This is a genomic window from Streptomyces sp. NPDC002623 (assembly GCF_053592635.1).
Genome location: NZ_JBSFWB010000058.1, coordinates 23,811 through 38,773 on the forward strand (window position 1 = coordinate 23,811; position 14,963 = coordinate 38,773).

13 protein-coding genes and 1 rRNA gene are annotated in these 14,963 nt (G+C 70.0%); 9 read left to right on the forward strand and 5 right to left on the reverse strand.

From position 1 onward, the window contains the following. Positions 1-72: 72 nt before the first annotated feature. Complete coding sequence (locus ACWD4O_RS45745; RefSeq protein ID WP_451289027.1) at positions 73-1,017, reverse strand: C40 family peptidase; 945 nt, start codon at positions 1,015-1,017, stop codon at positions 73-75. Positions 1,018-1,140: 123 nt separating this feature from the next. After that, positions 1,141-2,856 (reverse strand): serine/threonine-protein kinase, encoded by a 1,716-nt coding sequence (locus ACWD4O_RS45750; protein WP_451289018.1) that lies wholly within the window; start codon positions 2,854-2,856, stop codon positions 1,141-1,143. 259 nt (positions 2,857-3,115) lie between these two features. On the opposite strand from ACWD4O_RS45750, the gene ACWD4O_RS45755 reads away from it, so the two are divergent. Beyond that, a complete protein-coding gene (locus ACWD4O_RS45755; protein WP_451289028.1) occupies positions 3,116-3,790 on the forward strand; it encodes a carbonic anhydrase in 675 nt (224 codons plus the stop codon). Between the two features lie 11 nt (positions 3,791-3,801). Here the strand turns inward: ACWD4O_RS45755 and ACWD4O_RS45760 are convergent, their stop codons facing one another. Continuing rightward, a complete protein-coding gene (locus tag ACWD4O_RS45760; protein WP_451289019.1) occupies positions 3,802-4,563 on the reverse strand; it encodes a trypsin-like serine peptidase in 762 nt (253 codons plus the stop codon). A 226-nt stretch (positions 4,564-4,789) separates the two neighbouring features. Between ACWD4O_RS45760 and ACWD4O_RS45765 the strand changes: the two genes are divergently transcribed. The 8 genes from ACWD4O_RS45765 (at position 4,790) to ACWD4O_RS45800 (ending at position 14,251) form a co-directional block, all read left to right on the forward strand. Further along, a complete protein-coding gene (locus ACWD4O_RS45765; protein ID WP_451289020.1) occupies positions 4,790-5,065 on the forward strand; it encodes a DUF397 domain-containing protein in 276 nt (91 codons plus the stop codon). Between the two features lie 212 nt (positions 5,066-5,277). Continuing rightward, a complete protein-coding gene (locus tag ACWD4O_RS45770) occupies positions 5,278-6,603 on the forward strand; it encodes a S53 family peptidase (protein ID WP_451289021.1) in 1,326 nt (441 codons plus the stop codon). A 375-nt stretch (positions 6,604-6,978) separates the two neighbouring features. After that, the gene (locus tag ACWD4O_RS45775; protein WP_190151986.1) at positions 6,979-7,287 is read left to right on the forward strand and encodes a hypothetical protein; all 309 of its coding nucleotides are present in this window, start codon (positions 6,979-6,981) and stop codon (positions 7,285-7,287) included. Between the two features lie 201 nt (positions 7,288-7,488). Further along, positions 7,489-8,340 (forward strand): hypothetical protein, encoded by an 852-nt coding sequence (locus tag ACWD4O_RS45780; protein WP_451289022.1) that lies wholly within the window; start codon positions 7,489-7,491, stop codon positions 8,338-8,340. Then, positions 8,330-9,673 carry a hypothetical protein gene (locus ACWD4O_RS45785; protein ID WP_451289023.1) on the forward strand — a complete coding sequence of 448 codons (1,344 nt, stop codon included), beginning with the start codon at positions 8,330-8,332 and terminating at the stop codon, positions 9,671-9,673. The genes ACWD4O_RS45780 and ACWD4O_RS45785 overlap by 11 nt, the downstream gene beginning before the upstream one ends. Continuing rightward, a complete protein-coding gene (locus tag ACWD4O_RS45790; protein ID WP_451289024.1) occupies positions 9,670-11,229 on the forward strand; it encodes an SCO6880 family protein in 1,560 nt (519 codons plus the stop codon). Before ACWD4O_RS45785 ends, ACWD4O_RS45790 begins: the two co-directional genes overlap by 4 nt. Before the next feature lie 14 nt (positions 11,230-11,243). After that, positions 11,244-12,674: an ATP-binding protein gene (locus ACWD4O_RS45795; protein WP_351911322.1), complete on the forward strand. Its 1,431-nt coding sequence runs from the start codon at positions 11,244-11,246 to the stop codon at positions 12,672-12,674. A gap of 38 nt (positions 12,675-12,712) precedes the next feature. Next, positions 12,713-14,251: a type IV secretory system conjugative DNA transfer family protein gene (locus ACWD4O_RS45800; RefSeq protein ID WP_451289025.1), complete on the forward strand. Its 1,539-nt coding sequence runs from the start codon at positions 12,713-12,715 to the stop codon at positions 14,249-14,251. A 2-nt stretch (positions 14,252-14,253) separates the two neighbouring features. On the opposite strand, the gene ACWD4O_RS45805 is transcribed toward ACWD4O_RS45800, so the two are convergent. Both ACWD4O_RS45805 and rrf read right to left on the reverse strand, forming a co-directional pair. After that, positions 14,254-14,799, reverse strand: coding sequence for a GNAT family N-acetyltransferase (locus ACWD4O_RS45805; protein ID WP_450952199.1), 546 nt, complete (start codon positions 14,797-14,799; stop codon positions 14,254-14,256). Positions 14,800-14,870: 71 nt separating this feature from the next. Further along, positions 14,871-14,963 (reverse strand): 5S ribosomal RNA (gene rrf / locus ACWD4O_RS45810); the annotation flags it as partial.

The window sequence follows — 14,963 nt, forward strand, 5'->3', positions numbered from 1 at the left end:
ACTGAATGATCACTCAGACGTTATCGAAGAGAGACAGATCCCCGCAGCTCAGAGGCCGGGTGGCGGCTTCTGTCACACCGTCGTGGGCAACGCTTTCGCGCCATCTTCGGTGACCCGGGTGGCCCCGAAGTACTCCGCCGTGTCGATGGGGTCGAACCGGATGACGGCGCCCGTGTAGGGCGCGTCGATCATGTAGCCGCCTCCCACGTAGATCCCCACGTGGTGGATGGCCCGCGAGTTGCCGAGATCGGTGGAGAAGAACACCAGGTCCCCGGGCAACAGCTCACTCCGCGCGGGATGCGGCCCGGCGTTGTACTGATCGTTGGCGACCCGGGGCAGGGTGATCCCGACGCTCTCGTAGGCGGCCTTGGTCAACCCCGAACAGTCGAACCGTCCACCCTGCTCAGCGGTGCCGTTCCCACCCCACAGATAGGGCGTCCCGAGCTTCTTCTGAGCGTAGTAGATGGCCCCGGCAGCCTGCCTGGAAGGATCCACCCGACTGACGGGCGCGGCAAAGCTCTTCTCGAGCGTGCGGATCGTCTTGACGTAGTTCTGCGTCTCGCTGATCGCCGGCACCCCGCCCGCTCTGATGACGCGGTCCGGGCCGGCGTTGTAGGCCGCGAGCATGTTGTTGGTGACGTCTCCCGGCACGGTCTTGACGTACTTGGCGAGGTCGCAGTCGTACGAGGCGGCCGATGGAATCGCGTCATTCGGATCCCAGATGTCTCGGTCGCCGTCACCGTCGCCGTCGACGCCGTGGGTGGCCCACGTACTGGGGATGAACTGTGCGATGCCGCGCGCGTCGGCGGAGCTGACGACGTCCGGATCCCAACCGCTCTCCTGGTACAGCTGGGCCGCCAGCAGGGCGGGGTTGATGGCGGTGCAGAGGTTGCCCCACTTCTGCACGAGTGCCTGGTAGGCCGACGGCACGGCCCCCTTGGCCAGCCCGACGCTCCCCGCGCCGACGCCGTTGACGATGTTTCCGGCTACGAGGTACACACCGATGATGAGCAGCATCACGAAGCTCAGCCCGAGCCCGACCGCGGCTCCGCCGACCACCCAAACTTTTCGCACGCTTCAACCCTCCCCCACCGCAGCCCTGTTTACGGGTCTTTTGCGAACCTGTTCGTGTCGTGTGCGCTACTTCGAGACGAACCCCTTGCAGTCAATGCTCGCGTATTGCTTGGGTCCTTGGACATGGAGGAAGAGCACGGTCCAGTCACCGGGGTCGTTCTCGACGGGGATGGCGTCGCCGGCCTTCTCGCCCCGCACGTTCTGCTGGAAGTCGTCCGGATACGTCAGGTCCACCCAGCCGGTGCCGACTTCGACCGGCTTGCTCGTGTACCCCAGTTCGAGGTTCTCCTGGAAGCCGCCGGCGAAGGGCTTGCCCGTGTCCGCGTCGATCGCGTGCGGAGACTTCACGGCCACGGACACGTAGTAGGGCGTCGAGGGCTCATATTTGAGCCGGAACTCGATTCGGCCCTTGCCGGAGGTGTAGGGAGCGTCGCTGCCCGCTGCGGAGACCGAGCTCTGGAAGTACTCGCTGCGCTCTTCCACCGGCAGATTGCAGGTGCCCTCGCCGTACTGTGACGTCGTGTCAGCTGTCCAGTAGTCGCGCGAGGGGTTCGTCTGCTCGACGTAGGCCGGCGGCTGCACCTTCGACTTGTCGCTGCCTGCGGTCGTGGGGGCCGAGGAGGTAATTCCCGGCGATGCCTCGCCGCCCTTGCCTTCGTCACCGTCGCCACCCATGTCGGGGAGCAGGGTGAGAGCGGCAACGGCTCCGAGGCCCACCGCCAGACCCGCCGCCCCGGCGATCAGCCAGGGTTTGCCGCGCCGCCGCACGACGGGCGCCGACCGGACCGTCTGCGTGGGCGTGTAGCCGTAGCCGTACGGAGGTGTCGCCGTCGGCAGGTCGTGCGGACCGATGGGTGGATTCGCGGGAGGGGCCGGTATCCCGGGCGAGGCGGCCGGGGCCCGCGGTGGGGCGGCCGGGCTCTGCGGAACGGCCTCCGCCAGGCCGACGAGTCCCCCGTAGAACGCGTCCTCGACCAGGGCCGTCCGCACCCCGCATCGCGCTATCACTTCGGCCAGCCCCGGCCGGGCAGTCGGCTCCTTCGCCACGCATGCCTCGACGAGAGCGGCCAATTCCGCGTCCACGCCCACGAGATCGATGGCCTCGTGCACGGCGCGATAGCTCACTCCGGCGGGCTCCCCGTGACCGAAGGGCGGCCGGCCGGTGGCGGCGTAGGCGAGCGTCGCACCGAGCGCGAAGACGTCCGCGGCGGGCCCGACCTCGTTGCGCAACAGCACCTCGGGGGCGGTGTAGCCCGGCGTTCCCGGTGCGAACCCCGCCTCGGTGAGCGCCGTCTGGGAGGCGCTCCGCGCGATACCGAAGTCGATGAGCTGCGGGCCCTGAGCCGCGAGGATCACGTTCTGCGGTTTGAGGTCCCGGTGCGTGACTCCGTGTCCGTGCACGGCCTCGAGCCCCTCGGCCAGCGCCGCGAGCACCCCTCGGCACGTCTCCACGGGCAGCGGCCCGCCGGCCGCCACGGCCTTGCTCAAGGTCGGCCCGGGAACATACTCGGTAGCCAGCCAATAAGGCGCCGCATCCAGCGAAGCGTCGATGAGGTTCGCCGTGTAGGCGCTGCGTACCGCTCGCGCCGTCTCCACCTCTCGCCGGAACCGGGCCAGCGCCTCCGGGTGGTCGATGATCTCGTCCCGGATCACCTTGATCGCCACGAGTCGTCCACCGGGCGAGCGCCCGAGGTAGACCTGCCCCATGCCACCCGCGCCGAGCCTCGCGAGGAGCGTGTGCGCGCCCATCCGCGCGGGGTCATGAGCCTTCAGTACATCCACCGAACCGACCTTGCCACACAGATCAGTTCACCCGGGAGACCGTCCCCCCGCCGACCCCCGGTGAGGTTCCTGTCGATCATCTCAAGGCCGCCCCTGGAGCACGTCAAGCCGGCCCCATCGTTCGACCACGGATTCCCCACCCCCCACCATGATCGGGCAACGTACGCACAAAGGTTTCGGCATCGGTCCTACGTTCCACCCCGTGATATCCGAAGACACTCCCCCCAGAACCGCCCGCCGCGCTCTCCTGCGCGGCGGCATGGCCGGCGCCCTGGCCCTCGGCGGCACAGCCCTCGCCACCACCCCCGCCTCGGCCTCCTCCCCCACTGCCCCCCGTTCCACCCCCCGCCCCGACACGGCCGCCGAGGCCCTGCGTGAGCTGGCGGCCGGCAACCTGCGCTGGCGCACCTACCGCGAGCGGCACCCGGACGAGACCCCCGCCGTCCGCCAGAGCCTGACGACGGCTCAGCACCCCTTCGCCGTCGTCCTCGGCTGCATCGACTCCCGGGTGCCCCCGGAACTCGTCTTCGACCAGGGCCTGGGCGACCTGATGACCGTCCGCACCGCCGGCGAGGTCCTGGACGAGGCCGTGCTCGGCAGCATCGCCTACGGAGTGCTCGAACTGGGCATCCCGCTGGTCATGGTGCTCGGCCACCAGTCCTGCGGCGCGGTGAAGGCCGCCGTCCAAGCGGACCTGACCGGTGACGAGCTCCCCGCCCACATCCAGTATCTGGCCGACCAGATCAGCCCGAACATCGACCGCACCAAGGACGGCGACGCCCGCGTCGACTCGACCATCGACGCCAACGTCCGAGCCGTCCGCGCCCGCCTCGCCGCCGAACCCGACCTCGCCGCGAAGATCGCCGCCGGCGAGCTGGCCGTCGTCGGCGCACGCTACGAGCTGACCACCCAGCGCGTGCACCGCATCGCCTGAGGCCGTCGCCCTCAGGGCCTGTCGTGGGCCGAGGCCGCGTCCCGGTACAGTTCCGCCGCCTCGGCCCCCAGGACCACGCTGTACGAGATGTCGGCCGTGGCCCCGCCCTGCTCATGGCCGCCGAGGATGCCGACGACCTCGTCGTCGCCGTTCACCCACGGGCTGCCGCTGGTTCCGCCGGTGAGGTCGGGGCAGTCGATGCGCTGCTGGGTGGGGTTGTGCGGGGTGGGCCGGTTGGTGCAGCGGATCGGGGCCTCGATCGAGGTGGGGTAGCCGGTGACGGTCACGGCGGTGGCCCCGGTGGTGGTACCCGTGACGAACCGGTTGCCGCCGACGACGTCCTCGACGTCCTTCCCGCCCCGCTCCCCGACCACGGCGAACGCGACATCGCTGTCCTCGTCCTGCCCCTTCGCCCACCCGTCGGGCAGGAAGACCCGCCGGATGTTCCAGACCCCGTGCGGAGCGACGCCGTCCCGGTACCCCGGGGCGAAGACGAGATGGCCGTCCCCGGCCCCGGTCAGACAGTGCGCCGCGCTGACTATGAGGTCGTGCTGCGGGCTGTGCACCACGGACGCCGTGCAGAAGTGCTCACCGGCGAGCTTGCCGGCGTGCGCGTCGGCGGCGGTGAACAGCGTGCCGACCCGCGCGGTCTGCGCCGTCGCCACCGCGACGGCCGTCACGCCGAGGGGCCCGGGCCCCCCGTCGGCGGCCGCCTCGGAGGCGGAGGTGACGGCCAGCAGGACGACCGCACCGAGCAGGGCGTTTCGCTTCATCGGGTTCACTGTGTCCCACGAAGGTGAGAGAAGCGTCAGATACCTCTTCCGGTCCTTCCGACGCTACCCGCACTCGGCCCACACAACCTTCCCGGCCGGGCCGCCCGACGCCCGGGCACCCACCGCGCGGCAAGTTGTAAGTTGTTGGACCCGCATACGCACAGTTCCTCGGCGCTCACCCATGTGGGTGACAGCGCTCCTCACGACCCTCGACAAGGACACCCCCGTGGCTGACATCCCCGCCGACCTCACCTGGACCCGAGCCGCCCCGCCGGACGCCACCGGACCCGGCCCCTGGTTCGAGATCGCCTTCGGCGAAGGAGACGGCGAGGACGACACGGAGGCCCCGGTCTACCTGCGTGTGACCGACAACCCGGGGAACGTCGTCACGACGAACCGCCGCAAGTGGGACGCGTTCGTACTGGGCGTCCAGGCAGGCGAGTTCGACCACTTCGTGGAAGGGCTTCTCCCCGAGCCACCGCACGACGCCCAGGGCCTGTAGCGCGCCCGAGGTCAAGCCCCGGCCATCCGCGCACCATCCGCCCGCCATTGATCAGCAATCCCCCAACCCCCTTCGGTATGGCGGAAGTCAGGATTCCACCGCCTGCCTTGTTGTCGCGTACTCAACAAGGGAACGTCGTCCGCGGGCCGCCGCCCGCACCACGCAGAACCACCCGCACTGCCCCTGCCACCCCACTCCCAGGAGCGTGTACGTTGCGTACGACTTCCCCCGACTCCGCTGCCATATCCGGCAGACGGCGCCGCATCGGCGCCTCGGTCCTCGGCGCCGCCGCCCTCGTGTTCGCCGGTTTCGGCACCGCGGCCCAAGCGAGCGCGGCACCCACCGCCGCCCCCACCGCCTCCCAGCGGGTGACCTGGGCGGCCACCCCCTGCGCCACGCCCAAGCACAAGGGCGATCTGGCCTGCAACTCCTTCCGCGTCACCGGCGGCATCACCGCCTTCCAGAAGCAGGAGGCCAAGGCGGACGGCGTCACGCCCAAGGCCGCCGACGCCTCCACCCCCTCCGGCTACGGCCCGTCCGACCTCCAGGACGCCTACGGCCTGACCGACGCGGCCGCGAGCAACGGCGACGGCGAGACCATCGCCGTCGTCGACGCCTACGACGACCCGAACGCCGCCGCCGACCTCGCCAAGTACCGCACGTACTACGGCCTCCCGGCCTGCACGGTCGCCAACGGCTGCTTCAAGAAAGTGAGTCAGACCGGCTCGACGACCTCCCTGCCGACCGCCGACAGCGGCTGGGCCGAGGAGGAGTCCCTCGACCTCGACATGGCCAGCGCGGTCTGCCCGAACTGCAACATCCTGCTGGTCGAGGCGACTTCCGCCTCCATGGCCAACCTCGGCAAGGCCGTGAACGAGGCCGTGACCCTGGGCGCGAAGTTCGTCTCCAACAGCTACGGCGGCTCCGAGTCGTCGTCGGACACGAGCTACGACTCGTCCTACTTCAAGCACCCGGGCGTCGCCATCACCGTCAGCGCGGGCGACGAGGGCTACGGCGCCGAGTACCCGGCCGCGTCCAAGTACGTGACATCGGTGGGCGGCACGGCCCTCTCCACCTCCTCCACCACCCGCGGCTGGACCGAGAAGGTCTGGAACACCAGCTCCACCGAGGGCACCGGCTCCGGCTGCTCCGCCTACGACGCCAAGCCCACCTGGCAGACCGACACCGGCTGCGCCAAGCGCACCGTCTCCGACGTCTCGGCCGTGGCCGACCCGGCGACCGGCGTCTCGGTCTACGACTCCTACGGCGTCACCGCCGGCTGGTACACCTTCGGCGGCACCAGCGCCTCCGCCCCGATCATCGCGGCCGTCTACGCCCTCGCCGGCACCCCCGGCAGCAGCGACTACCCGGCCTCGTACCCCTACGCCGCCGCCGGCACCTCCGCCCTGAACGACGTCACCAGCGGCAGCAACGGCACCTGCTCCTCCAGCGCGAGCTACCTCTGCACCGCCAAGTCGGGCTACGACGGCCCCACCGGCGTCGGCACCCCGGAGGGCACGGACGCCTTCACCGGCTGACGCTCAGCCACCCCCGCACCGAACCCCGAACGGGCCCCGGCACCCAGCCGAGGCCCGTTCGCCGTCCGTCGCCACGCCTGTGAGATGTTCGTCATGAGAACATCGAAACGTACGCTCACCCGACCAGCCGTCAGAAACGGCGCAGGGCCGTGAAGTGGGCTAACGACGGAACCACACCACAGGTTCCGCACCCACCTCATTGCCCGGCGTGACCTGCCGTGATACACAGAGTGACTGTACGAGCCATTCGTACGAATCCCGCCCATCAATGACGCCAAGTCGACATACGACGGCGGCTTTGTCGGCGAGAATAGGCGTGACCTCTGCACACCGGCAGGGGAACTGCGGAACTACCCACCAGGGGCGGTGACTTACATGCTGTTCGCGGCCGACAAAGGCGATATCAACACCATCATCGGTGGAATCGCTCCGGACTGGGGGCCCTTCGGCAGCCTGGGCAACGAGGCCAAGGTGTTGATCGAGGTCGTGATGGCGGTCGCCATCCTCCTCTGCCTCGGCATCGCCATCTGGGGCGCGGCCAAGCAACGCATCGGCGCGACCGCCCTGCGGGACACCTTCAGCGCGGAACAGGGCAAAGGCCTCATCATCGCGGGCCTGACAGGCGTCTTCATCATCGGCTCCCTGGGGACGCTGTTCACGATCGTGTACGGCATGGCCGTGTAGCCGCGTCCCCCCGCACCACCCCAGTCCCGTCCGGGCACGCCCGGCCCGCCACCCCCACCCACCTGTCGTGCCCACCGGCTGAGGTTGCGTTTCCCTGATGTCCCTGATGTCGAGTCACCACACCGCGCCCGCGCGGGAACCAGCACGGCTACCGTCGTACTTCTACGCGTTCCGGTACGGCAGCGAGGGGGCGTTCGCGGCATGACTCCCGGCGACGAACACGACTACGGCGAATCCGCGCGCACCGACGAGGGCCACGGGTACGGCGGAACCCGCCTCCGGCTGCCCGAGAACGACCCCTACGGCGGCGCCCGCAGAGGCGGCCGCTCGTCCTCCCGCAGCCTGGTCACGGTGGTCGGCGTCGTCGTCCTCCTCATCGCAGCGATCGCCTTCGCGAACCGCGGAGGAGACGATTCCTCTTCCACCTCGGCAAGCGGCGGCACCACCGCCGACAAACCAAACCCCTCAAGCACGACAGCAACCGGCACGAAGCCGGTGGAGGCGAAGACGGGCGGCATCCCCTCGGGGTTCGCGCGCACCCAGCAGGGAGCCCAGTCGGCCGCCGCCAACTACGCGGTGGCGCTGGGCTCGACCGGCATGTTCCAGACGGACAGCCGGCACGACCTCGTCGACACCGTCTACACCACCGCCGCCGCGGCCAAGCTGCAGACGGCGATGGACCGGGCGTACTCGGCGGACTTCCTCGCGAAGATGGGCCTCGACGCCGACGGCAAGGCCCCCGAGGGCAACACCTTCGTCTCCCGTGTGGTGCCGGTGGGCACCACGGCCCAGACCTACTCCGACAGCAACGCCAAGGTCGCCGTCTGGTACCTGGGCCTCATCGGCATGTCCGGGACGACCTCCACCGACCCGGTCACCTCGTCGTGGAAGACCTGGACCTTCGACCTCGCGTGGACCGGCGACGACTGGAAGATCGTCGACGACCAGCAGCAGGACGGTCCCGCCCCGGTCCCCGGCGACGACGCGGCCGCCACCTCCGACGAGATCAGCAAGGCCATCGAGGAGTACGGAGGGTTCACGTATGCCCGGTAAGCCGCGCCGCCTGCTCAGGCTCGCCGGAGTCGTGACGGCCGTCCAGACCTCGGCCGTGCTGCTGGCCACCCGCGCCTTCGCGGCCCCCACCCCGTCGCCCTCACCCTCACCCTCGCCGTCCGGCAGCCTGGACTGCAGTCTCATCTCCGGCGAGGCCAAGAAGTACTGCGAGAAGGGCAACGCGGACTCCGGCACCACCACCAACCCCGGCGTCTCCGACACCCTCGACCCCCTCTCCTCGCTCGCCAAGGGCTGTGCCGACGCCGCCGCATGGACCGTCGACAAGCTCAGCGAGGCCGTGAAGGACACGGCGAACGTCGACTTCACCAACGAGCGGTTCCTCAAGCAGTACGCCGTCGTCTTCGCCGCCTCGACCGTCCTGACCCTCCTGCTGTGGCTGCTGGCCGTCGCCAAGCGCGCCGTGCGGGGCGTGCCGCTCACCACCGCCATCGGCGAAGCCGTCGGCTTCCTCTGGCTGACCGTCCTCGCCTCCGCCTTCACCCCCCTCATCCTCTACACCGTCGTCTCCGCCACGGACGGCATCACCGACGTCCTCGCGAAGACCACCGGCAACCAGACCGACACGTTCTTCGGCACCTTCTCCGAGGCCCTCGAAAAGGGCGAGAACATCGGCGGCGGCCCGATCATGCTGATCGTCGTCTCCATGGTGTCGATCCTCGCCGCCGGCGTGCTCTGGCTGGAGCTGGTCCTCAGGGCGGCCCTGCTCTACGTCGGCGCGCTGCTCGGCACCGTCGTCTACGCGGGCCTCGTCGACAAGCACCTGTGGAGCCACGTCCGCCGCTGGGCCGGCATCATGATCGCCGTCATCCTGGTCAAACCGGTCATCGTGATCGTGCTCGGCCTCGCCGGGGCGCTGTCCGCCGACGACGGCCCGAACGCCTTCTCCGCCGTCGTCTCCGGCCTCTCCATCATCCTGCTCGCGATCTTCGCCAGCGCGATGATCTACCGCTTCGTCCCCGGCTTCGGCGACGAGATCGCCAACGGCCGCAACAACCGCATCATGCAGGGAGCCGAGGGCAAGGCCGCGGCCGTCATCAGCTCCCCGGCGACCCTCGTCGCCCAGGGCATCAAGACGCACAGCTCCCGTGCGGACAACAACGGCGGAGGCGGCCAGTCCGGCTCCTCCGGAGCCCGCCCCGCCAACCCCGCATCCGGCGGGGTCGCCGCGCACAGCTCGCGCACCTCGAACGGGGGCGGCGGATCTGTCCCCTCCGCCGCACCCGCGCCCCGCGCGAGCAGCCCGGTCAACACCCCGCACGCCGGCAACACCCGCAACAGCAGCACCAACCGCACGGGAGGTGAAGGGCGTTGACGACCGAATCCCACGTGTCCCACGGGATCACGCCCCGCCGTACATATCTGATCGGCCGTGCCCGGCCGAACGCGATCGTCGGCCGCAACCGCGAGACCGGTGAGATCGCGCTCATCGTCGTCGGCGCGTTCCTCGGCATGATGTGCGGCCTCCTCGTCCCCGTCCTCGCCCTGCGCATCGTGCTGCTGAGCGGCTTCCCGATGCTCGGGCTGGCCGCGGTCTACGTGCCGTACAAGCACCGCACCTTCTACAAGTGGTTCGAGATCAACCGCAGTTACAAGCGCACCCTCCGCCAGGGGACCACCTACCGCTCGTCCGCCGCCGAGGCAGGCACCCGGATCGACGGCCAGGAGATCGAGATCGGCCCGCCCCCGGGCATCGGCCGCATCAGCTGGCTGGCCGCCCCCTTCGGCCCCGACGAGATCGCCGTCCTCCTGCACGCCGACCGCCGTACGGTGACGGCCGCCATCGAGATCGAGGGCCCGGGCGTCGGCCTGCGCGACAGCGAGGACCAGGAAGCCCTGGTCGACCGCTTCGGCACCCTCCTCAAGCATGTGGCCAACGGCGACGGCTTCGTCACCCGCCTCCAGATGCTCGCCCGCACCCTCCCCGCCGACCCCGACGCCCACGCCAAGGACGTCGCCGTCCGCGGGGACGAGAAGTCCCCGGACTGGCTGGCCGGCTCCTACGACCAGCTCCAGTCCATGGTGTCCACCAGCAGCGAGCAGCACCGCGCCTACCTCGTCGCCTGTATGCACTACACGCGCGAACTGTCCGCCGAGGCGCACGCCATGGCCCGCGCCGCCCGCCCCCGGTCCGGCCGCAAGCTCGACCGCGACGCGGGCCTCGCCGTCGTCATGGCCCGCGAGCTGACGGACATCTGCTCCCGCCTCCAGGAGGCGGACATCCGCGTCCGCCAGCCCCTCGGCCAGGGCCGGCTGTCCTCCCTCGTCCACTCCATGTACGACCCGGACCACCCCATCGACCACATCCAGGCGATGACCAAGCGCAACGCCTGGCCGGCCGAGCTGGACGCCATGGAGCCGACGTACCTCCAGGCCAAGACCCGCGAGTCCTCCACCCGAGCCCCCTGGTGCCACGCCACGGCCTGGGTGAAGGAGTGGCCGATGACCCCGGTGGGCGTCAACTTCCTGGCCCCCCTCCTCGTCCACACCCCGGACGTCATCCGCACCGTCGCCGTGACCATGGACCTCGAACCCACCGAGGTCGCCATCGAACGCATGCTCACGGAGAAGACGAACGACGAGGCGGAGGCGAGCCGCGCCGCCAAGATGAACCGCACCGTCGACCCCCGCGACGTGGCCGCCCACGGCCGCCTCGACCAGCGCGGCGAGGACCTCGCGTCCGGCGCGGCCGGCGTGAACCTGGTCGGCTACATCACCGTCTCCTCCCGCAACCCCGAGGCCCTCGCCCGCGACAAGCGGACGATAAGGGCGTCGGCGGGCAAGTCGTACCTGAAGCTGGAGTGGTGCGACCGAGAGCACCACCGGGCGTTCGTGAACACCCTCCCGTTCGCCACCGGAATCCGAAGGTAGGGGCTGATGAGCTGATGCGGGATCCGCTGTCCGTCCTCACGGACGCCTTCACCTCCTTCCTCTTCGGCAAGGTCGAGACGACCCGGCTGCCGGTACGCACCTCCACGGGCCAGGCCCAGGCGGTCTACCTGCCCACGGCCGCCCCCGGCCTCGGCGACTCCGGCGTCATCATCGGCCGCGAGGTCTACTCCGGAAAGGGCTACATCTACGACCCCTTCCAGCTGTACGGCCAGCAGCTCCCGGCCCCGCACTGGCTGGTCCTGGGCGAGTCCGGCAACGGTAAGTCGGCCCTGGAGAAGACCTACGTCCTGCGCCAGCTCCGCTTCCGCGACCGCCAGGTCGTCGTCCTGGACGCCCAGGGCGAGGACGGCGTCGGCGAATGGAACCTCATCGCGCAGGCGCTGGGAATAACCCCCATCCGTCTGGACCCGATGGCCGCCCTGGACATGGGGATCCGCCTCAACCCCCTGGACCCGTCGATCACCACGACCGGCCAGCTGGCGCTGCTGCGCACCATCATCGAAGTGGCGATGGGCCACGGCCTCGACGAGCGCTCCGGCTTCGCGCTCAAGGTCGCCCACGCCTACGTCAACGAGACGATTGTCGACCGCCAGCCGGTCCTGATGGACATCGTCGAACAACTGCGCCACCCCGAACCGGAGTCGGCGGAGGCGATGAACGTCGCCATAGACGACGTTCGGGCCTGGGGCCTGGACGTGGCACTGGTCCTGGACCGCCTGGTCGACGGCGACCTCCGCGGCATGTTCGACGGCCCGACGACGGTCGGCATCGACCTGGACGCCCCGCTCATCGTGTTCGATCTGTCCCACATCGACCGCAACTCGATCGCCATGCCGATCCTGATGGCGATCGTCGGGGTCTGGCTGGAACACACCTGGATCCGCCCCGACCGGAAGAAGCGCATCTTCCTGGTCGAGGAGGCCTGGCACATCATCAACAGCCCGTTCGTGGCCCAGCTGTTCCAGCGCCTGCTGAAGTTCGGCCGCCGCCTCGGCCTGTCCTTCGTCGCGGTCGTCCACCATCTGTCCGACGTGGTCGACGGAGCGGCGGCGAAAGAAGCGGCCGCCATCCTCAAGATGGCGTCCACCCGGACCATCTACGCCCAGAAAGCGGACGAGGCCAGAGCGACCGGCCGGGTGCTCGGCCTCCCCCGCTGGGCGGTGGAGATCATCCCGACCCTCACCCCCGGCATCGCGGTGTGGGACGTCAACGGCAACGTCCAGGTCGTGAAACACCTGGTCACAGAGACGGAACGCCCACTGGTCTTCACCGACCGGGCCATGACGGAGACCTCCGCGGAACAGGCGGCCGCCGACGACGACGCCCTGCTCGCCGCCGAACTGGAACAGGAACGACGAGCCGCGGCCTTCATGGAACAACACCTGGCCGACCTGGACGGCTCGTCCGAGTCGACGGTGGCGTAGGCGCAGGCACAACACAGGCGCAGAGGGACGGGGTTGTCATGAGACCGGGTGACGAGCAGCGCGGCCAGGGCCAGGGAGGCATCCCCGACGGGCTGCTCGTCGGCATACTCGCGTTCCTGCTCGGCATGACCCTGCTGGTCTGGACGGCGACCGGCCTGGCGGCCCTCTTCGCCCACGGCTCGTGGCCCGCGGGCGTCACCTTCACCCGCACCCCCCTCGCGATGCGCCACCTCGTCGCCGAGCCCCACGACATCCCCGGAGCCTGGCCGGAAGCAACGGCGACAGACCTCTCGGGCTACGGACTGTTCTGGGGCCTGTTCATCAGCGAGCTGATGATCCTCTTCGTCCTCACGGTCTTCGCGATAGGAACGGTGGCCCGCTGGCGCGCGGTACGGGCGAGACGACGGACGGCACCACAGTCACCGCCCCGACACAAGGCACCTGCACACGAGATGCCCGCACGCGAGGCACCGACGCATGAGGCACCGACGCATGAGGTGCCCACGTACGACGTGCCGACGCTCAGAACAGAACCGGCACCCCAGCCGACGCACCGGCCGGCCCCGGAGACGAAGCCGCTGAGCCCCACACCGACGCCGACGCCGACGCCGATGTCGGCGGCCGCCGCTCCGACGCCGATGCCGACGGAGCCTCTCGGGGCCGTGATCTACGGCCCCCCGGCCACCCGCCGCCCCACCGCCGCCCAGGCCGTCCGAGACGCCGAGGGCCCCGCCCTCGTCCTGACCTCCGACCCCGCCCTCTGGCAGGACACCAAGGACGCCAGAGCCAAGCTGGGCCCGGTCCACCTCTACGACCCCACCCACCGCTGCGACACCCCGGCCCGCCTCCACTGGTCCCCCACCGCAGGCTGCGAGGTCAAGGCGACGGCGGCAGCGAGAGCAGCCGCCCTTCTGACCCCCGTACGCCCCACCGCCCGCCTGGACCAGACGGTCAGCGAAACGGCGGAAACCCTCCTCCGCAGCTACCTCCACGCCGCCGCGATCGACGGCCGCACGGTCCGCCACGTCCACCGCTGGTCCCAGGGCACCGGCATCCAGGAAGCGGTCCGCACCCTGCGCACCAACCCCAAGGCGGCCCCGGGCGCGGCCGGCGAACTCGAAGCCGCCCTCACCGCCCACCCCGAACGCCGGGACATCGCCCAGGAACTGACCGCCCGTGCCCTCTCCGCCCTCTCCACGGTCAACATCCGCGAGGCCTGCACTCCCAATCGAGCCGATGCCCTCGCCTTGGATTCCTTCGTGGACGAGGGGGGAACGCTTTACGTGGTCGGCGAATCCCTTGAGGACCCCAGGACAAACCCAGGCGCAATGCCCCTCCTGACGGCCCTCGTCTCCAGCGTGGTCGAGCGCGGCCGGACCATGGCCGAACGGTCACCCGCCGGTCGCCTCGACCCACCACTCACGCTGGTCCTCGACGACGTGGCGGCCGTGGCCCCGATCTCCCGGCTCCCGGAGCTGCTGGCCACCGGCGCGGACCGCGGCCTGCCCGCCCTGGCCCTGCTCCGCTCCCGCGAACAGGCCCGCTCCCGCTGGCCGAACGCCGAACTACCGGTATGACCTCACTCGCGCTCCAGGGCGAACTCCAACTCGGTCTCCCCTTGAGCCTGCGGCAACGGCACTATGACTCCGGTCGGCTCGAACCCCGCCTTCCGATAGAACCGCTGTGCCCGTCCGTTCTCCTCATGCACGATCAGCCGGACACGCTCGGCACCCTGCGCCCACGCCCACTCCAGGCCGGCGTCGAACAGCACCTCGGTCAGCCCGATGCCCCGGCACTCCGGCTGCACGAACACAGCGACGATGTGCCCCTGCCGCCGCTCGACGTCGAAGCCGGCCCAGTCGGTCGTCCCGGCCTCTTCCAGGAGCACGGTCAGGGTCGCGACCCACTCGCCGTCCGGCCCTTCGGCGATGATCTGCTGGGCCCCGCCGGCGCCCTCGGCGGCGCCCACAGCCCGCTCCTGCCAGAAGGAGTCCGGACGGGCCGCGGCAGTCTCGTAGGTCTCGAGAAAAGCGAGATGCGCGACCGGATCCCGCAACGCGACGAGCCGCAGTTCCTTTGCCGCAGCCCATTCGTCGGCCCGTATGGAACGGATCTTGTAGTTCATGCGGACCACGGTAGCCGAAACGCAGAAAACCCCCGTACCGAATTAACGGTACGGGGGTTTCTATAATATTTGTTCGGCGGTGTCCTACTCTCCCACAGGGTCCCCCCTGCAGTACCATCGGCGCTGTGAGGCTTAGCTTCCGGGTTCGGAATGTAACCGGGCGT

Excerpts from the sequence above, each read along its gene's own strand:
- ACWD4O_RS45745 (WP_451289027.1), bottom strand. The coding sequence starts at position 1,017 with ATGCTGCTCATCATCGGTGTGTACCTCGTAGCCGGAAACATCGTCAAC.
- ACWD4O_RS45795 (WP_351911322.1), top strand. The coding sequence starts at position 11,244 with ATGCGGGATCCGCTGTCCGTCCTCACGGACGCCTTCACCTCCTTCCTC.
- ACWD4O_RS45775 (WP_190151986.1), top strand. The coding sequence starts at position 6,979 with ATGCTGTTCGCGGCCGACAAAGGCGATATCAACACCATCATCGGTGGA.
- ACWD4O_RS45800 (WP_451289025.1), top strand. The coding sequence starts at position 12,713 with ATGAGACCGGGTGACGAGCAGCGCGGCCAGGGCCAGGGAGGCATCCCC.
- ACWD4O_RS45805 (WP_450952199.1), bottom strand. The coding sequence starts at position 14,799 with ATGAACTACAAGATCCGTTCCATACGGGCCGACGAATGGGCTGCGGCA.
- ACWD4O_RS45755 (WP_451289028.1), top strand. The coding sequence starts at position 3,116 with ATGGCCGGCGCCCTGGCCCTCGGCGGCACAGCCCTCGCCACCACCCCC.
- ACWD4O_RS45760 (WP_451289019.1), bottom strand. The coding sequence starts at position 4,563 with ATGAAGCGAAACGCCCTGCTCGGTGCGGTCGTCCTGCTGGCCGTCACC.
- ACWD4O_RS45780 (WP_451289022.1), top strand. The coding sequence starts at position 7,489 with ATGACTCCCGGCGACGAACACGACTACGGCGAATCCGCGCGCACCGAC.
- ACWD4O_RS45785 (WP_451289023.1), top strand. The coding sequence starts at position 8,330 with ATGCCCGGTAAGCCGCGCCGCCTGCTCAGGCTCGCCGGAGTCGTGACG.